Source organism: Pseudomonas sp. H1_D04 (genome assembly GCF_054683855.1).
In genome coordinates, this window is record NZ_CP162826.1 from 4,645,294 (window position 1) to 4,670,936 (window position 25,643).

Below are 25,643 nucleotides of genomic sequence, written 5' to 3' on the forward strand. Positions count from 1 at the left end.
GGGTGTTTCTGCAACTCTATGCCGGGGGTGTGGTCGTATTCGGGGCCGGCCCATGCAGGCCATTTGCCAAGCTTGTCTGGATTAGTAAAAACAGTTCATAAGCCTTTGTCAGCAAAGACAATGCATGCTCAAATTGAACATGTCGTGACACACAATTGGCTATGCTGCCTGAAGAAAGCCAAGTGGCGTGGCATCAGGGGTACAAACCCGTACAATGCGGCCATTGTGGCGTTATCGTCCTTTCATTCAGCAATTGCCCAGTGTTAAACGTAGATTCAACGACGATCGTTTATTTTTCAACTGCTCGGATTGGGCAGTATTTGCAGTCATTCAACAGATGGACGCGCTAAAGGCGCAGGAAAAGACCCGTTTTGAAGAAATCCGCCGCAACACCTAAAGCAGCAGTCGTGCCGGCTTGGCGCCAGCACCTGCATTATCGACTCAAGGAAGGCGCGCTGATCGCTATCGGCGCGCTGTGCTTGTTCCTGATGATGGCCTTGCTCACCTACGGCAAGGACGATCCGGGCTGGAGCCACAACAGCAAGATAGACGATGTGCAAAACTTCGGCGGTCCGGTGGGTTCCTACAGCGCCGACATCCTCTTCATGGTGCTGGGTTACTTTGCTTACATCTTCCCGCTGCTGCTGGCGATCAAGACCTGGCAGATCTTCCGTCAGCGTCACGAGCCGTGGCAGTGGAGCGGCTGGCTGTTCTCCTGGCGCCTGATCGGTCTGGTGTTCCTGGTGCTCTCCGGCGCGGCGCTGGCCCATATTCATTTCCATGCGCCCACCGGTTTGCCGGCGGGCGCGGGCGGGGCCTTGGGCGAAAGCCTCGGCGACCTGGCGCGCAAGACCCTGAATATCCAGGGCAGCACTCTGATGTTCATTGCGCTTTTCCTGTTCGGCCTCACGGTGTTCACCGACCTCTCGTGGTTCAAGGTGATGGACGTGACAGGCAAGATCACCCTCGACCTGCTCGAATTATTCCAGGGCGCCGCCAACCGTTGGTGGTCCGCTCGTGTTGACCGCAAACGCATGGTGGCTCAGTTGCGTGAGGTGGATACCCGCGTCAACGAAGTCGTAGCCCCAAGCACACCGGACCGCCGCGAACAGGCCAAGGTCAAGGAGCGCCTGATCGAGCGCGAACAGGCCCTGAGCAAGCACATGTCCGACCGCGAGAAGCAGGTGCCGCCTGTGATTGCACCTGCGCCGCCCAAGGCCCCCGAGCCAAGCCATCGCGTGCAGAAAGAGAAGCAGGCGCCGTTGTTTGTCGATAGCGCTGTCGAAGGCACCTTGCCGCCGATCTCGATTCTCGACCCGGCCGAAAAGAAACAGCTCAACTATTCCCCCGAATCCCTGGCGGCTGTCGGCCACTTGCTGGAAATCAAGCTCAAGGAATTCGGCGTCGAAGTGTCGGTGGACTCGATCCACCCTGGCCCGGTGATTACCCGTTACGAAATTCAGCCGGCCGCTGGTGTGAAAGTCAGCCGCATCTCCAACTTGGCCAAAGACTTGGCCCGTTCCCTGGCCGTGACCAGCGTGCGCGTGGTGGAAGTGATCCCAGGCAAGACCACCGTGGGTATCGAGATTCCCAACGAAGACCGCCAGATCGTGCGCTTCTCCGAAGTACTGTCGACGCCGGAATACGACAACTTCAAATCGCCGGTCACCCTGGCGCTGGGCCATGACATCGGCGGAAAGCCGGTTATCACTGACCTGGCGAAAATGCCTCACCTGCTGGTCGCCGGTACCACCGGTTCCGGTAAGTCGGTGGGCGTGAACGCGATGATCCTATCGATCCTGTTCAAGTCCGGCCCGGAAGACGCCAAGCTGATCATGATCGACCCGAAGATGCTTGAACTGTCGATCTACGAAGGCATTCCACATCTGCTGTGCCCGGTGGTCACCGACATGAAGGACGCGGCCAACGCCCTGCGCTGGAGCGTTGCCGAGATGGAGCGCCGCTACAAGCTGATGGCGAAGATGGGTGTACGTAACCTGTCGGGCTTCAACGCCAAGGTCAAGGAAGCCCAGGACGCCGGCACACCGCTGACCGACCCGTTGTACAAACGCGAAAGCATTCACGACGAAGCGCCACTGCTGAGCAAGCTGCCGACCATCGTGGTGGTGGTCGACGAGTTCGCCGACATGATGATGATCGTCGGCAAGAAGGTTGAAGAGCTGATCGCGCGTATCGCCCAAAAGGCGCGTGCAGCAGGTATTCACTTGATCCTCGCCACCCAGCGTCCGTCGGTGGACGTGATCACCGGTCTGATCAAGGCCAACATCCCGACGCGCATGGCGTTCCAGGTATCGAGCAAGATCGACTCGCGGACCATTATCGACCAGGGTGGCGCCGAGCAACTGTTGGGTCACGGCGACATGCTCTACATGCCACCGGGCACCAGCCTGCCGATTCGCGTACACGGTGCCTTTGTTTCCGATGATGAAGTGCACCGCGTGGTGGAAGCCTGGAAGCTGCGCGGCGCACCCGAATACAACGACGACATCCTCGCCGGCGTCGAAGAAGCTGGCAGCGGTTTCGACGGCAGCAGCAGCGGTGGCGACGACGATGCCGAGACCGACGCCCTGTACGACGAAGCCGTAGCGTTCGTGCTGGAAAGCCGTCGCGCGTCGATTTCTGCAGTTCAGCGCAAGCTGAAAATCGGCTACAACCGCGCCGCCCGCATGATCGAAGCGATGGAAAACGCCGGCGTCGTCACCGCAATGAACACCAACGGCTCGCGTGAAGTCATTGCCCCTGGGCAGATGCGCGACTGATCCCGCGCCGCGTGGCAGCACGCGGCGCGCCCTTACGACTCAATGAGGACTCCCATGCGCTTTATCCGCATGCTGTTGTTGCCGGCACTGGCCCTGACCGCTGTTTCGGCTCACGCTGACCCGGCCTCTGTCGCCAGCCTGACCAACCTGCTGGACAAATCCAAGACCCTGACGGCGCGCTTCTCCCAACTGACCCTGGATGCCGGCGGTACCCGTTTGCAGGAAACGGCAGGCGAAATGGCTGTGCAGCGTCCGGGGCTGTTCTACTGGCACACTGAAGGCAAGGCCGAGCAGACCATCGTTTCCGACGGCCAGAAGGTCACGTTGTGGGACCCGGATCTGGAACAGGCAACTATCAAGAAGCTCGACCCGCGCCTGAATCAGACGCCTGCGCTGTTGCTGTCGGGTGATGTGTCGAAGATTAACGACAGCTTCGACATCACCTCCAAGCAAACCAGCAACGTGATCGAATTCACCCTCAAGCCGAAGTCCAAGGACACGCTGTTTGACAGCCTGCACCTGTCTTTCGGTAACGGCGTGATCAATAACATGCGCCTGATCGACAGCGTCGGCCAACGCACCGATATCCTGTTCTCCGGGGTCAAGGCCAACGAGCCGGTGCCTGCTTCCAAGTTCAAGTTCGACATCCCTAAGGGTGCCGACGTGATCCAGGAATAAACCAGAGGTTTCAAACGCTGCCCATGGATCTGTTTCGAAGTGACCCGATTGCCCAACCCCTGGCCGCGCGTTTGCGTTCGACCAACCTGGATGAGTACGTCGGTCAGGAACACCTGCTCGCTCGCGGCAAGCCTTTGCGCGAAGCCCTGGAGCAGGGCGCGCTGCATTCGATGATTTTCTGGGGCCCGCCGGGCGTGGGTAAAACCACTCTGGCGCGGCTGCTGGCGAAAGTCTCGGATGCGCACTTCGAAACGGTTTCCGCGGTGCTGGCTGGGGTCAAGGAAATCCGCCAGGCGGTGGAAGTGGCCAAGCAGCAGGCTGGGCAATACGGTAAGCGCACCATCCTGTTTGTCGACGAAGTGCATCGCTTCAACAAGTCGCAGCAGGATGCGTTCCTGCCTTATGTCGAAGATGGCACGCTGATCTTTATCGGCGCCACTACCGAAAACCCGTCCTTCGAATTGAACAACGCCTTGCTGTCGCGAGCGCGAGTGTATGTGCTCAAGAGCCTCGATGAAGCGGCGATGCAAAAGCTGCTGCACCGCGCGTTGAGTGAAGACAAGGGCCTGGGCAAGCGCCAACTGAGTGTCAGCGAAGAAGGCTTCAAGATCCTGCTCACCGCTGCCGATGGCGACGGTCGCCGTTTTCTCAACCTGCTGGAGAATGCGTCGGACCTGGCCGAGGATGGCAGCGAGATTGGCGTCGACCTGCTGCAAAGCCTGCTTGGCGACACACGTCGTCGGTTCGACAAGGGCGGTGAAGCGTTCTACGACCAGATTTCGGCGCTGCACAAATCTGTGCGCGGCTCCAACCCTGACGGCGCGCTGTATTGGTTTGCGCGGATGATCGACGGCGGCTGCGACCCCTTGTACCTGGCGCGCCGCGTGGTACGCATGGCCAGCGAAGACATTGGCAACGCTGACCCGCGCGCCTTGAGCCTGTGTCTGGCGGCGTGGGACGTGCAGGAGCGGCTCGGCAGCCCGGAAGGTGAGTTGGCGGTGGCCCAGGCCATCACTTACTTGGCCTGCGCGCCGAAAAGCAACGCGGTGTACATGGGCTTCAAGGCGGCGCTACGTGCTGCCGCCGAGCACGGCTCCCTTGAAGTGCCGCTGCACCTGCGCAATGCGCCGACCAAGTTGATGAAACAATTGGGCTACGGCGATGAATACCGCTATGCCCACGATGAGCCGGACGCCTATGCCGCCGGCGAAGACTACTTCCCAGATGAGCTTGAGCCATTGCCGCTCTACCAGCCGGTGCCCCGTGGCCTGGAGCTGAAAATCGGTGAAAAACTCAATCACCTGGCCCAGCTCGATCGCCTCAGCCCCAAACAGCGGAGAAAGTAGTGCTCAAGACGATTCTTGCCGTGTCCGCAGCCGGCATCGCTGGTACATTATTGCGTTTCGCCACCGGTACTTGGGTGAGCGCCAACTGGCCTAAGCATTTTTATGCCGCAACCCTCGCGGTCAACCTTGTTGGCTGCTTGATCATTGGGTTGCTGTACGGCTGGTTCCTGTTGCGCCCGGAAATACCGATTGAAATTCGTGCCGGCTTGATTGTCGGCTTTGTAGGCGGTCTGACGACCTTTTCATCCTTTTCACTGGATACGCTGCGCTTGCTGGAAAGCGGGCAGGCCCTGGTCGCCTTCGGGTACCTTGGCATCAGCGTGTTCGGCGGGCTGCTCGCCACCTGGGCTGGCCTGTCCTTGACCAAACTTTGATAAACGAGAGACCGACATGCTCGATTCCAAACTGTTACGTAGCAACCTTCAGGACGTAGCGGACCGCCTGGCATCCCGTGGCTTTGCCTTGGATGTTGCGCGCATCGAAGCGCTGGAAGAACAGCGCAAGACCGTCCAGACCCGCACCGAAGCACTGCAGGCTGAGCGTAATGCGCGTTCCAAATCCATCGGTCAGGCCAAGCAGCGCGGCGAAGACATCGCGCCGCTGATGGCGGACGTCGAGCGTATGGGCACCGAGCTGTCCGACGGCAAGGTCGAGCTGGACAAGATCCAATCCGAGCTGGATTCGATCCTGCTGGGCATCCCCAACATTCCGCACGAGTCTGTGCCCGTTGGCGAAGACGAAGACGGCAACGTTGAAGTGCGCCGCTGGGGCACGCCAAAAGCCTTTGATTTCGAGATCAAGGACCACGTCGCCCTGGGCGAATTGACCGGTGGCCTGGATTTCGAAACCGCCGCCAAGATGTCCGGCGCGCGCTTTGCGTTGCTGCGCGGTCCGATTGCGCGCATGCACCGTGCCTTGGCGCAATTCATGATCAACCTGCACACCGGCGAGCACGGCTACGAAGAGGCCTACACCCCGTACCTGGTTCAAGGTCCGGCGCTGATGGGTACCAGCCAGTTGCCGAAGTTCGAAGAAGACCTGTTCAAGATCAGCCGCGATGGTGAAGCCGATCTGTACCTGATCCCGACTGCTGAAGTGTCGCTGACCAACATCGTCGCTGGCGAGATCCTCGATGCCAAGCAACTTCCACTCAAGTTCGTGGCCCACAGCCCGTGCTTCCGCAGTGAAGCCGGTGCATCGGGTCGTGATACTCGCGGCATGATCCGCCAGCACCAGTTCGACAAGGTCGAGATGGTGCAAGTGGTTGAGCCGTCGACCTCCATGGAAGCCCTGGAAGGCCTGACCGCCAACGCCGAACGCGTGCTGCAGCTGCTGGAGCTGCCGTACCGAGTGCTGGCTCTGTGCACCGGCGACATGGGTTTCAGCGCCGTGAAGACCTACGATCTGGAAGTGTGGGTGCCGAGCCAGGACAAGTACCGCGAGATCTCGTCGTGCTCCAACTGCGGTGATTTCCAGGCCCGGCGCATGCAGGCGCGTTTCCGTAACCCGGAAACCGGCAAGCCGGAACTGGTGCACACCCTCAACGGTTCGGGCCTGGCTGTGGGTCGTACCCTGGTTGCCGTGCTGGAAAACTACCAGCAGGCTGACGGTTCGATCCGTGTACCTGAAGTGCTCAAGCCTTACATGGCGGGCGTTGAGGTCATCGGCTAAATGGAATTTCTGCCGCTGTTTCATAACCTGCGCGGCAGCCGTGTGTTGGTCGTTGGTGGCGGGGAGATTGCTTTGCGCAAATCCCGGCTGCTGGCCGACGCCGGTGCGGTGCTGCGGGTGGTTGCTCCCCAGATCGAAGACCAGTTGCGTGAATTGGTGCTGGGCAGTGGCGGGGAACTGATTGTGCGCGGTTATCAGGAGGCCGACCTTGATGGTTGCACCCTGATCATCGCCGCCACCGACGACGAGCCACTGAATGCGCAAGTGTCCAGTGATGCCAAGCGTCGCTGTGTACCGGTCAATGTGGTGGACGCACCGGCCTTGTGCAGTGTGATCTTCCCGGCAATTGTCGACCGTTCTCCCTTGGTGATTGCGGTGTCCAGCGGCGGCGATGCGCCGGTGCTGGCACGCTTGATCCGCGCCAAGCTGGAAACCTGGATTCCGTCCACCTATGGCCAGTTGGCAGGGTTAGCGGCGCGTTTTCGTGCCCAGGTCAAAGGCTTGTATCCGGATGTGCAGCAACGTCGTGCGTTCTGGGAAGAAGTGTTCCAGGGCCCGATTGCCGACCGCCAGTTGGCCGGGCAGGGTGATGAGGCTGAGCGTCTACTGATTGAAAAGGTCAACGGCGCACCGCCGTATGCGCCGGGTGAGGTCTACCTGGTGGGCGCAGGCCCGGGCGATCCCGACCTGTTGACCTTCCGCGCGCTGCGTCTGATGCAGCAAGCGGACGTGGTGCTCTATGACCGCTTGGTCGCCCCGGCGATTCTTGACCTGTGCCGCCGCGATGCCGAACGTGTGTATGTCGGCAAACGTCGCGCAGACCATGCCGTGCCGCAGGACCAGATCAACCAGCAACTGGTGGACCTGGCCAAGCAAGGCAAACGCGTGCTGCGCCTCAAGGGTGGCGATCCGTTCATCTTCGGGCGTGGTGGTGAAGAGATCGAAGAACTGGCGGCCCATGGCATCCCGTTCCAGGTGGTACCAGGAATCACGGCGGCCAGCGGCTGCGCGGCCTATGCGGGTATTCCGCTGACCCACCGTGACTATGCGCAGTCAGTACGTTTTATCACCGGGCATTTGAAGAACGGGACGTCGGACCTGCCTTGGAGTGATCTCGTGGGGCCGTCGCAAACCCTAGTGTTCTACATGGGCTTGATTGGCTTGCCGATTATCTGCGAGCAACTGATCAAGCATGGCCGTGCTTCTGATACCCCGGCGGCGTTAATCCAGCAGGGCACCACCTCCAACCAGCGCGTGTTCACCGGCACGCTGGCGGACTTGCCACGCATGGTGGCGGAGCATGAAGTGCATGCGCCGACGCTGGTGATCGTGGGTGAGGTGGTAGTGTTGCGTGAGAAGCTGAAGTGGTTTGAAGGCGCCCAGTCTCAGGTCTGAGCCTTTTAAAAACATCGGGAGCAAGCCCCCTTCCATATTTTTACTGTATTCACAGTTCCAAATGTGGAAGGGGGCTTGCTCCCGATGAGGCCATCACACACACAGCGCATTTCCTGAATCAGCGCCAGACGCCTTCGCCACTCAACCGCTGGCGATCGTGCCCAGCATCAAACCTCTGCAACGGCCCCTTTGGTACAATCCCCGTCGGGTTGATCGTGCGGTGACTGGCATAGTAATGCCCCTTGATGTGCTCAAAATCCACCGTCTCGGCCACCCCCGGCCACTGAAACATTTCCTCAGCCAATTCGACAGATTCGGATAATCCGCAATCCGCCGCAGATTGCATTTGAAGTGGCTGTAATACACCGCATCAAAACGAATCAACGTGGTGAACAACCGCACATCCGCTTCGGTCAGGTACTCGCCGGCTAGGTAGCGATGGTCGCCCAAGTGCTGTTCCAGATGGTCCAGTTCAGCAAACACATCATCAAACGCGCTTTCATACGCTTTTTGTGAGGTGGCAAAACCTGCGCGGTACACGCCATTGTTCACGGCCGGATAGATCCGCTCGTTCAGCTCATCGATGGTTGTACGTAGGGACTCGGGATAGAAATCCAGGGTATTGCCAGTCAGTCCGTTGAAGGCGCTGTTGAACATGCGGATGATCTCCGCCGATTCATTGCTGACGATGCGTTTGAGCTTCTTGTCCCACAAGACCGGCACGGTCACGCGGCCGGTGTAGTCGGCTGTGTCGGCGGTGTAGCGTTGGTGCATAAATTCGAAATTATCCAGCTTATCGCCGGTCGAGCCGTGGGCCTTGTCGAAGGTCCAGCCGTTTTCCAGCATCAGCCAGCTGACTACGGACACATCGATCAGGCTTTCGAGGCCCTTGAGCTTGCGCAGGATCAGCGTGCGGTGCGCCCATGGGCAGGCCAGGGACACATAGAGGTGATAACGACCGGCCTCGGCCTTAAAGCCGCCTTCGCCGCTCGGGCCAGGTTGGCCGTCGGCGGTCACCCAGTGGCGCCGCTGTGCCTGTTCCCGTTGGAAAGCGCCGTCTGCGCTACTTTCGTACCACTGGTCTTTCCAGTGTCCTTCGATCAGCAAACCCATGACTGGCTCCTTGGCTAATAAGCGTTGGAGCCCAGTCTAAAGGGATGAGTTCGAACTAAAAGCGCAAAGACTGCGGATGAATGATCGATTAAATCGATTTATCCCGTGCTTCCCAATATTGCTGCGCCAGTTCGAACGCCTGCTCCCGCGGGTGGTCAAGGCCGCGCAAGGCCAGGGCCATGGTGGCGATCAGCGCCAGCTGCGGGTAGCTGTCCTCTGCATCGCCGCGCCATACGGCCTTCAAGTGCTCAGGCTCCAGCGTTGCCGGCTTGACGTGGCGCTGGGCGGAGAGGGCGGGCCATTCTTCATCCCAGCTTCGCCGCCGGTGGTGCCGTACAGGTGGCTGATAGTGTCGGGGTTGATCTCTATCTCGCCACCGTCGCCTTTCACCACAATCACGTTATCCCCGAGCAGCCCGCTGGCATCGCGGTGCACGCCCTGGTAGCCCGGATGAAAGATGCTTTGCAAGCCGCAACGAGCATTCAACGGGCTGAGCAGCCGCGCCAGCGAGTGGATCGGCGAGCGCAGGCCCAGGGTGTTGCGCAAATCGATCATGCGTTGCAGTTGTGGTGCCCAGTCGCCCAGCGGGATAAATGCGAGGTTTGCGTGCTCAAACGCCGTACCGACCTGTTGCCAGTTTCGGCACAGGGGAATGTGCAGGGTATCCAGCAGCTGCTCGGTGTACAGCCGGCCCGCCGTATGGGCGCCGCCGCCGTGTATCAGGATGCGCACACCGTTCTGCGCCAGGCATTTGGCTGCCAGCAGGAACCACGGCAGGTGGCGTTTCTTGCCGGCATAGGTGGGCCAGTCGACGTCGACATTCAGTGTGGGGGCATCCAGGCGCTCGCGCACGGCTTCTGTGAAACCGGCGAGTTCTTCCGGGCTTTCTTCCTTGTGCCGAAGCAGCATCAGGAAGGCGCCCAGTTGGGTGTCTTCGACTTTTTCGTCGAGCAACATGCCCATGGCTTCGCGGGCTTCTTCGCGGGTGAGGTTACGCGCGCCGCGCTTGCCTTTGCCCAGGATGCGTACGAATTGCGCAAATGGGTGCTCGGCAGGAGTTTGCAGGGTCAGCGGGGAGAAGTCGGTCATAAGCAATTCGTCGGCCGGGGGCAGGCCCGCCAGCTTGGCGGCGAGTTTGGCGGGAGTGCCGTTGAACAATTGGTTGAGGTGCAGGCTGTTGCCTTTGTCCGGGCCTAGCTTTAAGGCGGTGTACTTGATCAGCGGGCGCGTGGCTGGGGACAGCTGGAATTCGGCGTAAAAGCCGCGCAACAGTTCGAGGATTTCCCAGTGCGCCGCAGTCAATACCAGGTTTTCGGCGGTGGCCAGGGCGTTGGCCACCTCGGTGGACCAGTCGTTCAGGTCGACGAGGTAGCCGTCCTTGTCCAGTTCGAGGCGGCGTTCGCCCACGGTCAGGGTGTTCATAGCCAGGTGTTGACCTTGTCGTAGTCGATCGACAGTTGCACGAAACCGGGATAGTCCACGCTGTCAGCCCAGTCCGGTAATGGCAGGTTACGCGCCTGCATGTCTTCGGCCAGCACAAAGACCTTCACGCCCTTGGTTTGCAGGGCTGGGGCGTGCAGCCCGTAGGCGCCGTCGCCGCACAGCAGGATCGCGTCCTCGGCGCCGGCAGATACGCAGCAGCAGCTGTCGAGGCGGCTATCGGTAAACGGGGAGTGAGACACCACGTGTAAAGTCGACATCAGAGGGTAATTACCTGGTCGTAACGGTCAATCAATTGGGAAATAGCGTCGTTGCTCAACGGTTGCGCTTCGGTTGGCGGCGTCAAGCCACGCACGGCCATGCTGTGGGCGGCAGACAAACACATCATCGATGCCGAACAGCTCCAATGCCTGCAGGTTGGCACTGCGCGGCTCCTTGTTGCACGGCCTTGGCGTTCTGGTGCGGCGCGAGCTGGAACACGCCGTCATCCATGAACAGCAAGCCGATGGGCAGATCAAAGGCGCCACCCGCCAGCACGACATCCAGCGCTTCCCGTGCGCTCGGCCTGGACCACGGCGCCTGACGGCTGATCAGCAATAAGGATTTGGACATTTCACGGCCCTCCAAAACAGATCAGGCGGTCGGCATCCTGGATTGCATCATGCAATTGCTCCCAGGCCTGACAGCGTCCACGGTGCATCCAGGTTCACTGCGCTGCGTTGATAGCGCGTGGCCTCTTCGCTGTTGAGCACGCCACGACGGCAGGGCGGCGGCGATGCATACCACGCCGTCGAGCTGATGAGTGCTGACAAACTCACGCCATTGGCGGGCAATGTCCTGCTCATCTTGGGGCGCTACGAGGTTGCTGGACGCGCTGTAAACGCCATCCTGATAAAAAAACAACCGCACAATCTCATGCCTCACCGGCCAACGCCGCCTGGGCGAAGAGCAAGGCGCGGCGCGAAGAGGGCGCGTGGGCGGCGGAATACAGGGCAATCGCGAACTTCATGGAACACTCGGCAAGCAAACGTAGGCCAATGATAAAGCCGCCGTCGCGAAAAAGCCCGCCGTGATCAAAACGGTCACTGTCGGTGATCGTTCTGACGATTGCCGGTAGGCGCAAGGCTGCCTAGTCTGTGGGCATTCGAACCGAAAGTGGAGTCCCCATGTCAGGTCCCTTGGCGTCCCTCAAAGTGCTGGATTTTTCCACCTTGCTGCCCGGCCCGTTTGCTTCGTTGATGCTGGCGGACATGGGCGCCGAAGTGCTGCGTATCGAATCGCCCACGCGCCTGGACATGCTGCGGGTCTTGCCGCCCCATGATCAGGGCACCTCGGCAAGCCATGCCTACCTCAATCGCAATAAACGCAGCCTGGCGCTGGACCTCAAGCAGGTCGAGGCCTTGGAAATTGTGCGGGCGCTGGTCAAAGACTACGACATCGTGCTCGAACAGTTTCGCCCCGGCGTGATGGAACGCCTGGGCCTGGGGTATGAGGCTCGAAGGCGATTAATCCCCGGCTGATTTATGTGTCGATCACCGGTTATGGCCAGACCGGCCCGTATAAGGATCGCGCCGGCCACGATATCAACTACCTGGCACTGGCAGGCGTGGCCAGCTATACCGGGCGCCAGGACAGCGGGCCGCTGCCGTTGGGTGTGCAGTTGGCGGACGTGAGCGGGGGTTCGCTGCATGCGGTGGTGGGGTTGCTGGCGGCCGTTATCGCCCGCCAGCAAAGTGGCGTCGGGCAATACCTGGATGTAAGCATGACCGATTGCTCGTTCAGCTTGAATGCCATGGCTGGGGCGGGTTATCTCGCCTGTGGTGCGGAGCCGGAATGGGAAGGCCATGTGCTCAATGGCGGGAGTTTCTACGATTACTACCGCTCGCGCGATGGGCGCTGGATGTCGGTGGGCAGCCTGGAGCCGGCGTTTATGCAGCAATTGTGTGAAGCGTTGGGGCGCCCGGAGCTGGCCGCGCAGGGCTTGAAGCCAGAGCGGCAGGCGGCGCTTAAGCAGGCCTTGCAAGTGGAGTTCGAGAAGCGCAGTTTCGCGGAATTATGCGAGCTGTTTGCCGGGGTGGATGCCTGCGTTGAACCTGTGCTGACGCTCAGCGAAGCCGTGGCCCATCCGCAGTTAAAGGCGCGGGCGCTGGTCAGCCAGGTGCCCAGGGGCGATGGCTCGAACCAGGCGCAGATTGCCTGCCCGTTAAAGTTTTCGGACGGGTTGCCAGCGCCCCGGCACATTGGTGCCGCCGTGGGCGCGCACAGTGATGAAGTGTTGGCGGAGCTGGGCTTGAGCCTGTCGCGCATCAGCGAGCTGCGCAGCTCCAAGGTGATTATGTAGTGGCTGGGCGGACGCTATCGGGAGCAAGCCCCTTCCCACATTCAGGCCTGTGAATACGATCAAAATGTGGGAGGGGGCTTGCTCCCGATGAGGCCTTTATTCCACCCGGGTTTCGCCTGTAAACACCAACGTCTGCCGACAGCGCCGACACAGATACCGCCGCCCCTGAGCCACCATGCCATGTCGCTGCGACGAAAACGGAAAGTCGCTGTCGGCACATGGGCAGCGGTAGATATAGCGGGTCACCTGGCGCCGCTGCACGGCATAGGTATGGCAACGGTCCGGCGGCAGTTCGTAGACCCCGCGCATGATCAACTGCCATTCCTCGCCATGGGGCTGGATGCGTTCACCAAACAATTGGTGGGCGATCAGGTGCGCCACCTCATGGGCCACGGTCTGCTTGAGGAAGTGCTGGCTGTTTTCTCGGTACAACTGTGGGTTAAAGCGCAGCAGGTTCTCGTGCAAATGCGCGACACCGGCTTTCTGGCCCCGCAGCTTGAGGCTGACCTGGGGGCGTTTGAAGCTTCGTTTGAAAAAGGATTCGGCTTGCAGGAAACAATCTTCGACGCGGGTATTGAGTTGCTCGGGCATGCTGTACATATCTCCAGAGATGCCCAGTATGCCGCAAAGCTGAGTGTTTCCGAATCTGTCAGGCGCCGAATGGTCATGCATAACGCACAAAGCCACCTTGCGGTGGCCTTGCCTACGGTTTCAGCGGTTCAGTTGGTATAGATCGGCCCTACGCCCAGGCCCCAGACGATCACCGTAAACGCCATGATCGCCACCAGCACCACCAGGCCTACGGCCAGTACCGAGCTGGAAAACAGGAAGCCTTCGTCCGGATCGATGTTCATGAACGTCGGCAGCCCCACATACAACAGGTACACCGTGTAGCAGATCGCCGCTGTGCCCACGACCATACCCAGCCACATGTGCGGGTAGAGCGCCGCCAGCCCGCCGATAAACAGCGGCGTCGCGGTGTAGGTCGCAAAGGCCACGCAGCGGGCCATGCTGGGGTTGGCGTCGTAGGTCCGGGCCATCCAATGAATGAACGCGCCCATCACCGCCACGCCGCCAAGCATGGCTGCGTACGACATGATGGTCATCCACAACGCACTTTCCTGGGTCAGCATCACCGGCGCGCGATTGCCGATGACCCAGCCCACCTGGGTGGTGCCGATAAACGCTGATATTGCGGGAATTGCCGCGAGAATCAGGGTGTGAGTGAGGTACATGTGGCCGATGCTTTCTTCTTTATCGCCACGGATTTCCCGCCATTCCTGGTCGGGATGGGTAAACAGCCCCACGACGTGATGGATCATGCCAGTCACTCCTGTCGTTGTTACCATCGCCCCCCATCGGAGCGCCCACGGGCCAATTGGCCTGAAAGGTCTGGATATAGATGTGCGACCTCACGTCGCAGTATAGGAAGGGATGACCGGAATAACTGTAGGGCCTTTAGAGCAAATCGCACTGTAAACAGTGGGCCTAATCGCAGATTGGAATGCGGGGCCACGTTGAATGTGTGGACTCGACATCGGTAAGATACCCGGCTTTTCGTCACACACCTCCAGCGGATCCAATCGCCATGGGCACTCTTACGGTCAACCAGAACAAACTGCAAAAACGCCTGCGTCGCCTGGCGGGTGAAGCAGTCGCCGATTTCAACATGATCGAGGATGGCGACAAGGTCATGGTCTGCCTCTCCGGCGGCAAAGACAGTTACACCCTGCTCGATGTGCTGCTGCACCTGCAAAAGGTCGCGCCGATCAAGTTCGACATCGTTGCCGTCAACATGGACCAGAAACAACCGGGGTTTCCCGAGCACGTGCTGCCGGCTTACCTGAAAGCGCTGGGCGTCGAGTACCACATCGTCGAGAAAGACACCTATTCGGTGGTCAAGGAGTTGATCCCGGAAGGCAAGACCACCTGCTCGCTGTGCTCGCGCCTGCGCCGTGGCACGCTCTACACCTTTGCCGATGAAATCGGTGCGACCAAGATGGCATTGGGTCACCATCGCGACGACATCGTCGAAACCTTCTTCCTCAACATGTTCTTCAACGGCTCTCTCAAGGCCATGCCGCCCAAGCTGCGCTCCGATGACGGACGCAACGTGGTAATCCGTCCGCTGGCGTATTGCAACGAGAAAGACATCCAGGCCTACTCCGACTTCAAGCAATTCCCGATCATCCCGTGCAACCTGTGCGGCTCCCAGGAAAACCTGCAGCGCCAGGTGGTCAAGGAGATGCTGGTGGACTGGGAGCGCAAGACGCCGGGGCGCACAGAAAGCATCTTCCGCAGCTTGCAGAACGTGCAGCCGTCGCAGTTGGCCGACCGCAACCTGTTTGACTTCACCAGCCTGAAAATCGACGAGACGGCCGCTTCGCGCTTCGTCAACGTAGTGAACCTCTGAAGCAGTTCAACGCTCTGAAAGACGGCGCTCAAGGGCGCCGTTTTCATTTCAATCCCCAGGAGAGGGCATGCGCGATTACAAGTGGCTGCACGAATATTGTCTGAACCGCTTTGGTTCAGCGGCTCAACTGGAAGCCCACCTGCCGGCACCCAAGACCCCGGCCCAATTGCGCAAGATCAGCGATGATCGCTACCTGTCGACCTTGGCGCTCCGGGTGTTTCGCGCCGGGTTGAAGCACAGTGTAGTGGACGCCAAGTGGCCGGCGTTTGAGCAGGTGTTCTTCGGCTTCGATCCGGAAAAAGTCGTGCTGATGGGCGCCGAGCACTTGGAACGCCTGATGCAGGACACGCGTATCATCCGTCACCTGGGCAAGCTCAAGAGCGTGCCGCGCAATGCGCAGATGATTCTGGATATTGAGCAAGAGAAGGGCAGCTTCGGCGCGTTTATCGCCGACTGGCCGGTGACGGATATCGTCGGGCTTTGGAAGTACCTGAGCAAGCACGGCCATCAGTTGGGCGGCCTGTCGGCGCCGCGATTCTTGCGGATGGTGGGCAAGGATACGTTTGTGCCGAGTGATGACGTAGTGGCTGCATTGAATGCGCAGAAGATCGTCGACAAGGCGCCGACCAGCCTGCGGGATCTGGCGACGGTTCAGGGCGCGTTCAACCAGTGGCATGCCGGAGTGGGCGGCCGATGTGTCAGTTGTCGATGATGTTGGCTTACACCGTCAACCACTGACCCCAGTCGGCGCAAGTTCTTGTGCGGTGAGCGAGTAAGCTCGCTCGCCACACAAGCCTGATGCACTGCAAATCGTTGATCAGGCCTCAGCCAGCCGCCGATTCAATCTGATGCCGCCACCGCACATAGAGCAGTGCGGTACAAAACACCGCCAGACTCGCCAGCATCTCAAGCACCCCGAACCACTGACGGTTCGGGTCATACGCCGCCAGCGCGCCCTTAATGAAATACAGGTTCACCGCAAAGCACATCCATGAGTGCCCCCGCGCACTGCCGCTGATCATGCCCGGCGCCAGCAACAACAGCGGCACCAGCTCGATCAGCAGGATCACCCATGGGCGTGCGCCGTGCAGGTCGGCGACGAACAGGTAATACACGCAGAGCAAACCCACCAGGCTAAAAAACGCCAGCAGGCTCAGCGCGCGTGCCACCTTGACCCGCGGCTCCAGCCACGCTTGGGGCGGCAGAACTTTAGGCTTTTTGGCCACGACCATTCTCCAGCAGCGTGGCGGTGGTGGCGAGGCGCAATCCCAGTGCCCGGCACAGGGTGATTTCATGTTGATCGAGCATGCGCTTGCCGTCCGGCCCGGAATGGTGGCTGGCGCCATATGGCGTACCGCCGCCCTGGGTGTCGAGCAATGCCTGTTCGCTGTAGGGCAGGCCAGTGATCAGCATGCCGTGGTGCAGCAGCGGTAGCAGCATCGACATCAGCGTGGTCTCCTGGCCGCCGTGCAGGCTGGCGGTGGAGGTGAACACGCCAGCCGGCTTGCCGACTAGAGCGCCGGTGAGCCACAGGTTGCTGGTGCCATCGAGGAAGTACTTGAGCGGCGCGGCCATGTTGCCGAAGCGCGTCGGGCTCCCCAGGGCCAGGCCTGAGCAGTTCTTCAGATCATCTAGATTGGCATACAGCGCGCCTTCGTCCGGAATACTCGGCGCCACGGCTTCGCATTCGGTGGAGATCGCCGGCACTGTGCGCAAGCGCGCCTCCATGCCGCCTTGCTCAATGCCCCGGGCAATCTGCCGGGCCATTTCGCTGACCGAGCCGTTGCGGCTGTAATACAGCACCAGCACGTACGGTGTGGTCACGGCAGAATCTCCAGCACGTTTTCTGGTGGGCGGCCGATGATGGCTTTGTCGGCGGTTTCCAGGATCGGACGCTCCATTAGCTTGGGGTGTTCGGCGATGGCGGCGATCAGATGGGCTTCGCTGAGGCTGGCGTCGGCCAGGTTGAGAGTTTTGTACTCGTCTTCGCCGGTACGTAGCAATTGACGGGCGCTGAGGCCCAGTTTGGCCAGCAAGGCCTTGATTTGCGACGCATCCAGCGGGGTTTCCAGGTAGCGCACCACGGTTGGGGTGAGACCGCGGGCTTCAAGCAGTTCGAGCGCACCGCGGGATTTCGAGCAGCGCGGGTTGTGATAAAGCGTCAGATCGGTCATGTGCGGGTCGCATCTTGCGTAAGGTGGCGGGTATTCTACCCGCGCTGCACCCCGTCCTTAAACCGTAAGAGGCGATAGGTCGCAGCCAACGTTCATTTTTGCGAAGGATTACCCCATGACACGTCGACTGATCGGTGCATTGGCGATCATTACAACCCTGCTGCTCAGCGGCTGTGGGAATGACTATGGCGTTGACCAGTACGGCCAGAAAGTCGCGGCCGAGCGCTTGGACAAGCAATGGCTGGTGGTCAACTACTGGGCAGAATGGTGTGGCCCGTGCCGCACGGAAATCCCTGAGCTCAATGCCTTGGCGGAACAGCTGAAGGGGCAGGGCGTGGGGGTGTTCGGGGTTAACTTCGACAATGTGCAGGGTGCAGAGCTGAAAGAGGCCAGCGACAAGCTGGGCATTAAATTCACCGTGCTGGCGCAAAACCCCGACGGGATCTTTGAGATTCCGCGCAGCGAGGCATTGCCGGTGACTTACATCATTGATGACAAGGGCAAGGTGCGTGAGCAGTTGATGGGCGAACAGACGGCGGAAGGGGTACTGGCCAAACTCAAGGCCTTGCGCGGTTAAAGCAACCACTCAAATCAAATGTGGGAGGGGCTTGCCCCCGATTGCAGTGTTTCAGTCAATACATCCGTTGACTGTTACACCGCCATCGGGGCCAAGCCCTCTCCCACATTTGGACCGCAAGCAGCGTGATCAGCCTTCTTCCAGCCACAGGCGAATCGGCTTGCCTTCGGCCGGCCAGAAGCGGGTCTGCTCGATCGGCGAGATGTCCCAGCGTTGTACGCTTTGCAGGGCCTGGAAGAAGCGATGCTCCTGCTCCATCAAGGCCTCGGCGCAGAGCTTGCGGGTGCTGCCGATTTTGCCGAAGCTGAGCTTGTCGCCCTCGACCGTGTACGGCGCAAACCAGTGGTTGCAGCCGCCATTACCGTAGGCGCGGCCATCGGCGCCGAGGGTGACAGTCAGGTGTGCGTAGTCCATCAATGGCCGCTCACCAATCCACTCCACCACGTAACTGTGATCCTGCTTGAGCTTGACCGCATCACCGGCACAGCCGCTCAAGGCCACGCCGACGGCGGCGAGCAGAAGCAGGCCTTTCATTGCGCAGCCTTCTGGCATTTCGGGCAGCGGTGCTTGTCGCCTTCACTGGCCCAGCCCAACTCTTTGATGCGCGCGTTGGCGGCAGGCTGCAGCGGTTCTTTGGTCAGCTTGGTTTCTACCGCGAATTCAAACTCCAGCACGGTGTCGCAGCTGTCGCAGTTGACCTTCCAAGTGTGAATCTCCAACTCGCCGAATTTCGGCCCTTGAGCCATGGCGACCCATTGGCCCGCCGGGCGGATGGAGTAGCGCGCGTCACCTTCAACGGTCAGTCGCATTGACAGGGTTTTACTGCCGCGCAGGGTGACGATCAGGACATCGCCATGCTTGATCGAACCACCGTTGCCGGTGACTTGGTAACGGCCCGGCACTAGGGCTCGGCATTCGATCAGGGTGTGTTGCGGGCTCAGCAAGCTGAAGCGGAAATCGTGTTCGGCCATGGATCCTCCAAATAGGCGCGGCATCCTATCACGGGTGCCTGCTCATCATGAGCTTGCTATGTGACCGCTGATCATCCCTTCGACGAGGTTCTGCGCCCGACCATCGGCCCATGCAGCGATGTTGGCAAGGGTAGTGCCGGCAATGGCCGCCAGGGCCTCGCGGGTAAGGAACGCCTGGTGTGCGGTGATGATCACGTTGGGGAAGGTCAGCAGGCGTGCGAGCACGTCGTCTTGCAGGGGCAAGTCCGAGCGGTCCTCAAAAAACAGCTGGGCTTCTTCTTCGTAGACATCCAGCCCCAAGTAGCCGAGTTGGCCGTCCTTGAGGGCTTCGATCAATGCCGGGGTATCCACCAGGCCGCCACGGCCAGTATTGATCAGCATCGCGCCGGGCTGCATGTGCGACAGGGAGCGGGCGTTGATCAGGTGCTTGCTGTCAGCGGTCAGCGGGCAGTGCAGGCTGATGATCTGCGCCTGGGCCAGTAACTCGGGCAGGCTCACGTACTTCGCGCCCATTGCCTGCACCTGTTGATTGGGGAAGGGGTCGTAGGCGAGCAACTCACAGCCGAACCCGGCCATGATCCTGGCAAATGTCGCGCCGATCTGCCCAGTGCCGACAACACCGACAGTCTTGCCCACCAGGTCGAAACCGGTAAGACCGTGCAAGCTGAAGTCACCCTCGCGGGTGCGGTTGTAGGCACGGTGCAGGCGGCGGTTGAGTGCGAGGATCAGCGCTACGGCGTGTTCGGCGACCGCATGGGGCGAGTAAGCGGGTACCCGTACGATCGTCAGGCCCAGGCGCTTGGCGACGGCGAGGTCGACATGGTTGTAACCCGCCGAGCGCAGTGCAATCAGTCGGGTGCCGCCCTTGGCCAGGTGTTCCAGCACCGGGGCGCTGAGGTCGTCGTTGATAAAGGCGCAAACCACCTCGTGGTGTTCGGCCAGGGCCACGGTGTCGAGATTGAGTCGGGCCGGCTGGAATTGCAGTTCCAGCCCAGCTGGCATTGGCTCGCCGAGGAAACTATCGCGGTCGTAGGTCTGGCTGCTGAAAAGAATCACGCGCATTGAAAAGCTCCCTGCAATTTTTCAGTGGGTCAGCGCCATGAAATAGGGTCAGACACTTACCCGTGCTTCACTGGCCAATCGCGCGATGGCCATGTCCAGTTCGTCCAGCGCGGTCATCGCCTTGGCATCGTCCTGCTTGAGCAGGGTTTCGGCGCGCTGGCAGGCGGCGCGCAGTTGCGGTACGCCACAGTAGCGGGTGGCGCCGTGCAAGCGGTGGACGCGTTCGATCAGCGCCAGGTTGTCCTTGGCGTCGCGGGCGATGTGAATGGCTTGGCGGTCGGCTTCCAGGGAGGCCAGCAGCATGGCAAGCATGTCAGCCGCCAGATCGGTTTTACCCGCGGCCAGGCGTAGGCCTTCTTCATGGTCCAGGACCGGCAACTGCACCCCCTGGGCCCAGACCTTCAGCGACACGCTCAGGCACTTGGTTGCGCAAGGCCAGGCCGGTCCACTTCAACACCACTTGGGCCAGTTGTCTTTCGCTGATGGGTTTGGTCAGGTAATCGTCCATGCCGCTTTGCAGCAAGGCGCGTTTTTCGTTAGCCATGGCGTGAGCGGTAAGGGCGACCACTGGCAAGGGTGTGCCATGGCGCTCACTTTCCCACTGGCGGATCGCCTCGGTGCTCTGGCGCCCATCCATGCCAGGCATTTGTACGTCCATCAGCACCAGGTCGAAGGTGTCCTGTTTTACCGCGTCGACTGCGGCATAACCGCTTTCTACCGCACGTACCTGGGCGCCCATGTCCTCCAGCAACGTTTGCACCAAGAGCAGGTTTGCCGGGTTGTCGTCGACACACAGCACACGTGGTGCACGGCTGGACAGCGGCTCGCCCGGTTCGCTGCGCGACGGGCGCGGGCTGATCAGGTCGGAGAGGGCGCGGCGAAGCTTGCGGGTGCATGCCGGCTTGGCCTGCAACTGGCTGTTGGGGTTGGGCACCGACTGGTTGAACAGCATCTGTTCCGTGGTTGGGCACAGCACCAGCACTTTGCAACCCAGGCGTTCCAGGTCCCAAAGATGCTGGTTGAGGCGCTCGGGCGGGATGTCGTTGGCGGTGACGCCGAGCACCGCCAAGTCGATGGCTTGCTCGGTCTGATGGGCGCTGGTGATGCCGTTGGTCAGGTTTTCCAGGCTGTTGAACGGCGTGACTTCCAGGCCGCAGTCTTCCAGTTGATGTTGCAAGGCCTGGCGCGCCAGTTCGTGGTTTTCCAGTACCGCCACGCGATGGCCCAGCAGCGGCGCAGGGCAGGTCTTCGATATCGTCGCGGGTTTTGGGCAGGTTCAGGCTGATCCAGAATTCCGACCCTTCGCCCGGCGTACTGTCGACGCCAATTTCACCGCCCATTTGCTCGATCAGGCGCTTGGAAATCACCAGGCCCAGCCCGGTGCCGCCCGGCTGGCGCGACAGAGAGTTATCGGCTTGGCTGAACGCCTGGAACAAAGCCCGCACATCCTGGCTGGACAGGCCGATGCCGGTGTCCTGCACGCTGATGCGCAGTTGCACGCTGTCTTCCTGTTCCTCCTCGATCATCGCCCGGGCCACGATAGTGCCCTCGCGGGTGAACTTGATGGCGTTGCCGATCAGGTTGGTCAGGATCTGCTTAAGCCGCAGAGGGTCGCCCACCAGTGCTAGCGGCGTGTCGCGGTACACCAGGCTGACGAGCTCCAACTGCTTGGCATGGGCAGCGGGGGCGAGGATGGTGAGGGTGTCTCTGCAGCAAATCCCGCAGGTTGAACGGGATGCTGTCGAGCACCAACTTGCCGGCCTCAATCTTCGAGAAGTCGAGGATCTCGTTGATGATGCCCAACAGGTTGTCGGCGGATTTTTCGATAGTGCCCAGGTAATCCAACTGGCGCGGTGTGAGCTCGCTTTTTTGCAGCAGGTGGGTAAAGCCGAGGATACCGTTGAGCGGTGTGCGGATTTCATGGCTCATATTGGCCAGGAACTCGGACTTGATACGGCTGGCCTCGAGTGCTTCTTTGCGGGCCAGGTCCAGCTCGATGTTCTGGATTTCGATGGTTTCCAGATTCTGGCGCACGTCTTCGGTGGCCTGGTCGATGCTGTGCTGCAACTCTTCCTGAGCGTTTTGAAGAGTTTCGGCCATGCGGTTGACGCCTGAGGCGAGTTGGTCCAGTTCCTGGCTGCCCAAAGGAGGCAAGCGGGTTTCCAGGTTGCCGTCCTTGAGCTGGGCCACTGCTTGCTTGATCAGGCCAATCGGCTCGTTGATCGTGCGGCTGATGCGCAGCGCCAGGGCTGCTGTGCAGATCAGGCCAATGGCGATCAACAGCAGGCTGGCGAACAGACTGCGATAGCCGCGCAGCAACATACCGTTGTGGGACAGTTCTACTTCGACCCAGCCCAAGAGGCGGTCGGCTTCATCGGGGATCAAGTCGCCGGCAAGGTTGCGATGGCGGCCAAACACCGGCAGCAGATAGCGCGTGGCGTCATTGTCGGTGCGTTGCAGCAGATGAGAGCTGTTGCCGGCCGGCGGCTGGTTGAGCATGGTCGGGCCAGCGTGGGCGAGGGGCGTACGGTCCGGCGCAAGGAACGACACGGTGCGCACGTCCAGTTGTTCCAGGGATTGAGTGGCGATGCGCTCCAGCAGGTCAGTGTTCTTGCTGCTTAAAGCAGGAGCCACCAGAGGCGCCAATTGCTCGGTGATCATTTCGCCGCGCTGCAGCAATTGGGTCTGCAACTCCGAGAGTTGCATCCAGGTGAAGTAGCCCCCCAACAGTAAGGCCATCAGGCTGGTCGGTAATAAGCTCAGCAACAGTACGCGGCCTTTTATCCCCATTCTTCTAAGCACGCCACTCTCCTGCTACCACACTGAAATCAATCTTCCGCGCCGGCATCCGGCCCGCGCCACCTGCGCAGTGTAGCCATTTGCACGGCCTGGAATCTCGCAAATTGTTGAGAGAGGGCAATCTTCGGCTCGTTTGGCCCCGTAGCGATTGCCTGCGCCAGGGTAATCTTGAATAATCAGCGATTGAGAATGACTTGCAGACGCTAATGAATCCCGCAGCAGTTGGCCTACCCAATATCCTGACCATCGAAGATGATCCCGTGCTGGGCGCCTATGTCCACGAGCATCTGGGGCGCTGTGGCTTCCAGGTCACCTGGTGCCAGAACGGCCAGCAAGGGCTGGCGATGGCGCGCGAACAGGCGTTCGACCTGGTGTTGATGGATATCCTGCTGCCGGGGCTGGATGGTTTGTCGATCTTGACTCATCTACGCCAGAGTCATTCGATCCCGGTGATCCTGATGTCGGCATTGGGTGCCGAGGCCGATCGCGTCAGCGGTTTTCGCCTGGGCGCCGATGACTACTTGCCTAAGCCGTTCAGCATGGTCGAGTTGCGCGTGCGTATCGAAGCCATCCTGCGCCGGGTGGCCCTGGATCGACGCCCGCTGCCGACGCTTGCGCCGGTGCGTGGGGATGCTCGCACACTGCGTTTCGACGATGAGCTGTGCGATGTGTTTCATCAGGAACACTGGGCAGGCCTGACCCGCAGCGAATACCGCCTGTTGGAAACCCTGCACCGCAACACTGAAGAAGTCCTCAGCAAAGCATTCCTTTACCAACATGTGTTGCAGCGCGGCTATGCGCCCCATGACCGCAGCCTCGACATGCACATCAGCCAGATCCGTCGCAAGCTCAAGGCGATCGGCTACAGCGAGCGCGAAGTGCGCACGGTGTGGGGCAAGGGCTATGTGCTCAGTGGTCACGACGATGGGCTTTGAAAGGGCGCTGAAACGGCTGCCGGGCAAACATTCATTATTTTGGAAGCTCGCCTGCCTGTTGATTGCCTTCTGCTTACTGATGATCTGGCTCAGTTGGTCCTGGGGCCGTTACATGGAGCAAAAGAACGCGTATTTGTCCGACGAGGCGAGGGGCACGCTGAGTGGTTATGCGGTGAGCGCCGAGCAGGCCTGGAACCGTGGCGGCCATGCCGGTGTTGATGCGTGGCTGCAGGCGATGGGCAAACAGGAAAGCACGTGGATCGGCGTAATAGGCAACGACTTGCAGTCGTTGAGCAGCTATCCACTGACCGCTACGGAAAGCCAGCGCCTGACGTTCTTGCGGGGCCTGGATTGGCCGGTCAGCCGCCACGTCAAGGGCTTGCCGTGGCTCAAGATCCCGTTTGCGGTAGATCCGGGGGCCGGTTCGCTGGTCATTGAATTGCCACAGCGTTTTATGCCAGGGCGTTATCAAGTGGTCTGGCGCGTGGTGACCAATGGTGTGATTCCAGGCCTGTTTACCTTGTTGCTGTGCGTCGGCCTGTACCGGCTGCTGATCATGCCTCTCAATCAACTGCGCGAGCAGGCCAATGCCTGGCGTGCCGATCAATTGAACACGCGGATGCCCCTTGACGCCACCAGTCGACAGGACGAATTGGGCGAGTTGGGCCGTGCGTTTGACCACATGTCTGAGCGTTTGCAGGGCACTGTTGTATTGCAACAACAACTGCTGCGGGACATGTCCCATGAACTGCGCACTCCGCTGAGCCGCTTGCGCGTGGCCTGCGACAGCGAGCAGGATCTTGCTCAGTTGCGTGAGCGGCTGGGCCGAGAGATTGACGCTATGCAGCGCCTGGTGGAAGACAGCTTGCAGCTGGCCTGGCTGGACACCGAGCGGGCGCCACTGCCCAAGGAGGATCTTCAGGTACAGGCGTTGTGGGACATGCTGCGGGAGAATGCCTGTTTTGAAAGCGATTGGTCCGCATCGCGACTGCCGTGCCTGCTGGGCGCTGACTGTTGGGTGCGCGGTAATCTAAACGCCCTGGCCCAGGCCTTGGAAAATATCCTGCGCAACGCCATACGCCACTCCTCCGGAGAACGGGGTTGTGTGTCTGGATGGGCGACGCGATGGGGAGTACTGGCACCTGTGGTTGGAGGATCAGGGCGGGGGGATTGATGAGCGTGATCTGGAGCGGATTTTTGCGCCGTTCACGCGCTTGGACGGCTCACGGCCCGGTGATGGTGGTTTCGGCCTGGGCCTGAGCATCGCGCGCAATGCCGTTCAGCGTCAGGACGGCAGCCTTTGGGCGCAAAACACCGGTCAGGGCTTGCGTGTACACCTGCGGTTACCGGCGCGCTAGGGCTCAGCCCCGGCGCAGCTTGCGCTTCTTCCATTGGCGCGAGACCCACCAGCGCCAATAGCCCATCGTCAGGCAATAGGCCAATGCGCCCAGCACCAGCCCCAACACCACTGAGCCGAGCAAGAAGGGTTGCCACAGCGTACTCAACTGGCCGCTGATCCATTCCCAGGTCAAGTCATCGGGCAGGCTGCGCGGGGGCACGTTCATCAACCAGGCGCCGGTCATGTAAGTACAAACAAATACCACTGGCATCGTGATCGGGTTTGTCAGCCAAACCAGGCTGACGGCGATGGGCATATTGCCGCGCACGGTAATTGCCAGCACCGCAGCCAATAGCATCTGCAACGGAATGGGGATAAATGCTGCGAACACACCCACCGCCATGGCGCGCGCCACCGAGTGCCGATTCAGATGCCAGAGGTTCGGATCATGCAGCAGCGTGCCAAGAAACTGTAATGACTTGTGTTCCCTGATACTGGTGGGGTCGGGCATGTACCGTTTGAATAAGCGCCGTGGCATAAGGGGTCCAGGTCAGTTCGAGGGGCAAGTATGCCCGCATTCTATAAACAGAAAATTCAGACTTTGTGACA

General features: G+C 60.4%; 18 protein-coding genes and 10 pseudogenes. 12 read left to right on the plus strand and 16 right to left on the minus strand.

The window, feature by feature from the left end; all coding sequences use genetic code 11:
* Positions 1 to 371: 371 nt before the first annotated feature.
* Genes AB4N82_RS21550 through cysG form a run of 6 tightly spaced genes read left to right on the plus strand, consistent with a single transcriptional unit; the run spans position 372 to position 7,870 of the window.
* The gene (locus AB4N82_RS21550) at positions 372 to 2,780 is read left to right on the plus strand and encodes a DNA translocase FtsK (RefSeq protein ID WP_122765468.1); all 2,409 of its coding nucleotides are present in this window, start codon (positions 372 to 374) and stop codon (positions 2,778 to 2,780) included.
* A 54-nt stretch (positions 2,781 to 2,834) separates the two neighbouring features.
* Complete coding sequence (gene lolA, locus AB4N82_RS21555) at positions 2,835 to 3,458, plus strand: outer membrane lipoprotein chaperone LolA (RefSeq protein WP_032889674.1); 624 nt, start codon at positions 2,835 to 2,837, stop codon at positions 3,456 to 3,458.
* 23 nt (positions 3,459 to 3,481) lie between these two features.
* Entirely contained in the window at positions 3,482 to 4,804 is a 1,323-nt protein-coding gene (locus tag AB4N82_RS21560; RefSeq protein ID WP_032889673.1) for a replication-associated recombination protein A, read from the plus strand.
* Entirely contained in the window at positions 4,804 to 5,178 is a 375-nt protein-coding gene (gene crcB / locus AB4N82_RS21565) for a fluoride efflux transporter CrcB (RefSeq protein WP_032889672.1), read from the plus strand. Before AB4N82_RS21560 ends, crcB begins: the two co-directional genes overlap by 1 nt.
* A gap of 16 nt (positions 5,179 to 5,194) precedes the next feature.
* Positions 5,195 to 6,475 carry a serine--tRNA ligase gene (serS, locus tag AB4N82_RS21570; RefSeq protein ID WP_032889671.1) on the plus strand — a complete coding sequence of 427 codons (1,281 nt, stop codon included), beginning with the start codon at positions 5,195 to 5,197 and terminating at the stop codon, positions 6,473 to 6,475.
* The gene (cysG, locus tag AB4N82_RS21575) at positions 6,476 to 7,870 is read left to right on the plus strand and encodes a siroheme synthase CysG (RefSeq protein WP_032889670.1); all 1,395 of its coding nucleotides are present in this window, start codon (positions 6,476 to 6,478) and stop codon (positions 7,868 to 7,870) included.
* A 118-nt stretch (positions 7,871 to 7,988) separates the two neighbouring features.
* Here the strand turns inward: cysG and AB4N82_RS21580 are convergent.
* The 6 genes and pseudogenes from AB4N82_RS21580 to tusD all read right to left on the minus strand — a co-directional run bounded on the left by AB4N82_RS21580 (position 7,989) and on the right by tusD (position 11,432).
* Positions 7,989 to 8,983 (minus strand): annotated as a pseudogene (locus AB4N82_RS21580) (glutathione S-transferase family protein).
* An 88-nt stretch (positions 8,984 to 9,071) separates the two neighbouring features.
* Positions 9,072 to 10,072: pseudogene (locus AB4N82_RS21585) on the minus strand (glycosyl transferase family protein).
* A pseudogene (locus tag AB4N82_RS21590) lies at positions 10,069 to 10,405 on the minus strand (TusE/DsrC/DsvC family sulfur relay protein). Before AB4N82_RS21590 ends, AB4N82_RS21585 begins: the two co-directional pseudogenes overlap by 4 nt.
* On the minus strand, positions 10,402 to 10,683 hold the full coding sequence (tusB, locus tag AB4N82_RS21595) for a sulfurtransferase complex subunit TusB (protein WP_460102944.1): 282 nt from the start codon (positions 10,681 to 10,683) through the stop codon (positions 10,402 to 10,404). The pseudogene AB4N82_RS21590 and the gene tusB overlap by 4 nt, the downstream one beginning before the upstream one ends.
* Positions 10,683 to 11,035 (minus strand): annotated as a pseudogene (gene tusC / locus AB4N82_RS21600) (sulfurtransferase complex subunit TusC). The gene tusB and the pseudogene tusC overlap by 1 nt, the downstream one beginning before the upstream one ends.
* Before the next feature lies 1 nt (position 11,036).
* A pseudogene (tusD, locus tag AB4N82_RS21605) lies at positions 11,037 to 11,432 on the minus strand (sulfurtransferase complex subunit TusD).
* A gap of 157 nt (positions 11,433 to 11,589) precedes the next feature.
* Between tusD and AB4N82_RS21610 the strand changes: the two are divergent.
* Positions 11,590 to 12,764, plus strand: a pseudogene (locus tag AB4N82_RS21610) (CaiB/BaiF CoA transferase family protein).
* A gap of 96 nt (positions 12,765 to 12,860) precedes the next feature.
* Here the strand turns inward: AB4N82_RS21610 and AB4N82_RS21615 are convergent.
* Both AB4N82_RS21615 and AB4N82_RS21620 read right to left on the minus strand, forming a co-directional pair.
* Positions 12,861 to 13,355 carry a SprT family zinc-dependent metalloprotease gene (locus tag AB4N82_RS21615; RefSeq protein ID WP_032890037.1) on the minus strand — a complete coding sequence of 165 codons (495 nt, stop codon included), beginning with the start codon at positions 13,353 to 13,355 and terminating at the stop codon, positions 12,861 to 12,863.
* Positions 13,356 to 13,483: 128 nt separating this feature from the next.
* Positions 13,484 to 14,086 (minus strand): Yip1 family protein, encoded by a 603-nt coding sequence (locus tag AB4N82_RS21620; protein ID WP_032889661.1) that lies wholly within the window; start codon positions 14,084 to 14,086, stop codon positions 13,484 to 13,486.
* Between the two features lie 266 nt (positions 14,087 to 14,352).
* Here AB4N82_RS21620 and ttcA point away from each other — a divergent pair, with 266 nt between their 5' ends.
* Both ttcA and AB4N82_RS21630 read left to right on the plus strand, forming a co-directional pair.
* The gene (ttcA, locus tag AB4N82_RS21625) at positions 14,353 to 15,177 is read left to right on the plus strand and encodes a tRNA 2-thiocytidine(32) synthetase TtcA (protein ID WP_122753670.1); all 825 of its coding nucleotides are present in this window, start codon (positions 14,353 to 14,355) and stop codon (positions 15,175 to 15,177) included.
* Positions 15,178 to 15,244: 67 nt separating this feature from the next.
* A pseudogene (locus tag AB4N82_RS21630) lies at positions 15,245 to 15,915 on the plus strand (DNA-3-methyladenine glycosylase I).
* Between the two features lie 79 nt (positions 15,916 to 15,994).
* On the opposite strand, the pseudogene AB4N82_RS21635 reads toward AB4N82_RS21630, so the two are convergent.
* From AB4N82_RS21635 to arsC, 3 genes and pseudogenes are all read right to left on the minus strand, one after another.
* Positions 15,995 to 16,403, minus strand: a pseudogene (locus AB4N82_RS21635) (DUF2069 domain-containing protein).
* Positions 16,387 to 17,001, minus strand: coding sequence for an NAD(P)H:quinone oxidoreductase (gene wrbA / locus AB4N82_RS21640; RefSeq protein ID WP_032889655.1), 615 nt, complete (start codon positions 16,999 to 17,001; stop codon positions 16,387 to 16,389). The pseudogene AB4N82_RS21635 and the gene wrbA overlap by 17 nt, the downstream one beginning before the upstream one ends.
* Positions 16,998 to 17,351 carry an arsenate reductase (glutaredoxin) gene (gene arsC / locus AB4N82_RS21645; RefSeq protein WP_032889654.1) on the minus strand — a complete coding sequence of 118 codons (354 nt, stop codon included), beginning with the start codon at positions 17,349 to 17,351 and terminating at the stop codon, positions 16,998 to 17,000. Before arsC ends, wrbA begins: the two co-directional genes overlap by 4 nt.
* Positions 17,352 to 17,466: 115 nt before the next feature.
* Between arsC and AB4N82_RS21650 the strand changes: the two genes are divergently transcribed.
* Positions 17,467 to 17,928, plus strand: coding sequence for a TlpA disulfide reductase family protein (locus AB4N82_RS21650; protein ID WP_032889653.1), 462 nt, complete (start codon positions 17,467 to 17,469; stop codon positions 17,926 to 17,928).
* A 129-nt stretch (positions 17,929 to 18,057) separates the two neighbouring features.
* Here AB4N82_RS21650 and AB4N82_RS21655 read toward each other — a convergent pair whose 3' ends face one another.
* The 4 genes and pseudogenes from AB4N82_RS21655 to AB4N82_RS21670 form a co-directional block, all read right to left on the minus strand.
* The gene (locus AB4N82_RS21655) at positions 18,058 to 18,462 is read right to left on the minus strand and encodes an META domain-containing protein (RefSeq protein ID WP_032889652.1); all 405 of its coding nucleotides are present in this window, start codon (positions 18,460 to 18,462) and stop codon (positions 18,058 to 18,060) included.
* Complete coding sequence (locus tag AB4N82_RS21660) at positions 18,459 to 18,899, minus strand: hypothetical protein (RefSeq protein WP_032889650.1); 441 nt, start codon at positions 18,897 to 18,899, stop codon at positions 18,459 to 18,461. The genes AB4N82_RS21655 and AB4N82_RS21660 overlap by 4 nt, the downstream gene beginning before the upstream one ends.
* Positions 18,900 to 18,944: 45 nt before the next feature.
* Entirely contained in the window at positions 18,945 to 19,961 is a 1,017-nt protein-coding gene (locus AB4N82_RS21665) for a 2-hydroxyacid dehydrogenase (RefSeq protein WP_460102952.1), read from the minus strand.
* Between the two features lie 48 nt (positions 19,962 to 20,009).
* Positions 20,010 to 22,763, minus strand: a pseudogene (locus AB4N82_RS21670) (response regulator).
* A 203-nt stretch (positions 22,764 to 22,966) separates the two neighbouring features.
* Here AB4N82_RS21670 and AB4N82_RS21675 point away from each other — a divergent pair.
* Positions 22,967 to 23,695: a response regulator transcription factor gene (locus AB4N82_RS21675; RefSeq protein ID WP_032889647.1), complete on the plus strand. Its 729-nt coding sequence runs from the start codon at positions 22,967 to 22,969 to the stop codon at positions 23,693 to 23,695.
* A pseudogene (locus tag AB4N82_RS21680) lies at positions 23,685 to 25,053 on the plus strand (histidine kinase sensor domain-containing protein). Before AB4N82_RS21675 ends, AB4N82_RS21680 begins: the two are co-directional and overlap by 11 nt.
* Positions 25,054 to 25,056: 3 nt before the next feature.
* On the opposite strand, the gene AB4N82_RS21685 reads toward AB4N82_RS21680, so the two are convergent.
* The gene (locus tag AB4N82_RS21685) at positions 25,057 to 25,572 is read right to left on the minus strand and encodes a DUF2062 domain-containing protein (protein WP_460102954.1); all 516 of its coding nucleotides are present in this window, start codon (positions 25,570 to 25,572) and stop codon (positions 25,057 to 25,059) included.
* Positions 25,573 to 25,643: the final 71 nt, after the last annotated feature.

Bases quoted from the DNA above. Each gene is read 5' to 3' on its own strand.
- lolA (WP_032889674.1), top strand. From the start codon at position 2,835: ATGCGCTTTATCCGCATGCTGTTGTTGCCGGCACTGGCCCTGACCGCT.
- AB4N82_RS21560 (WP_032889673.1), top strand. From the start codon at position 3,482: ATGGATCTGTTTCGAAGTGACCCGATTGCCCAACCCCTGGCCGCGCGT.
- serS (WP_032889671.1), top strand. From the start codon at position 5,195: ATGCTCGATTCCAAACTGTTACGTAGCAACCTTCAGGACGTAGCGGAC.
- cysG (WP_032889670.1), top strand. From the start codon at position 6,476: ATGGAATTTCTGCCGCTGTTTCATAACCTGCGCGGCAGCCGTGTGTTG.
- tusB (WP_460102944.1), bottom strand. From the start codon at position 10,683: ATGTCGACTTTACACGTGGTGTCTCACTCCCCGTTTACCGATAGCCGC.
- AB4N82_RS21615 (WP_032890037.1), bottom strand. From the start codon at position 13,355: ATGCCCGAGCAACTCAATACCCGCGTCGAAGATTGTTTCCTGCAAGCC.
- AB4N82_RS21620 (WP_032889661.1), bottom strand. From the start codon at position 14,086: ATGATCCATCACGTCGTGGGGCTGTTTACCCATCCCGACCAGGAATGG.
- ttcA (WP_122753670.1), top strand. From the start codon at position 14,353: ATGGGCACTCTTACGGTCAACCAGAACAAACTGCAAAAACGCCTGCGT.
- arsC (WP_032889654.1), bottom strand. From the start codon at position 17,351: ATGACCGATCTGACGCTTTATCACAACCCGCGCTGCTCGAAATCCCGC.
- AB4N82_RS21650 (WP_032889653.1), top strand. From the start codon at position 17,467: ATGACACGTCGACTGATCGGTGCATTGGCGATCATTACAACCCTGCTG.
- AB4N82_RS21655 (WP_032889652.1), bottom strand. From the start codon at position 18,462: ATGAAAGGCCTGCTTCTGCTCGCCGCCGTCGGCGTGGCCTTGAGCGGC.
- AB4N82_RS21660 (WP_032889650.1), bottom strand. From the start codon at position 18,899: ATGGCCGAACACGATTTCCGCTTCAGCTTGCTGAGCCCGCAACACACC.
- AB4N82_RS21665 (WP_460102952.1), bottom strand. From the start codon at position 19,961: ATGCGCGTGATTCTTTTCAGCAGCCAGACCTACGACCGCGATAGTTTC.
- AB4N82_RS21675 (WP_032889647.1), top strand. From the start codon at position 22,967: ATGAATCCCGCAGCAGTTGGCCTACCCAATATCCTGACCATCGAAGAT.
- AB4N82_RS21685 (WP_460102954.1), bottom strand. From the start codon at position 25,572: ATGCCACGGCGCTTATTCAAACGGTACATGCCCGACCCCACCAGTATC.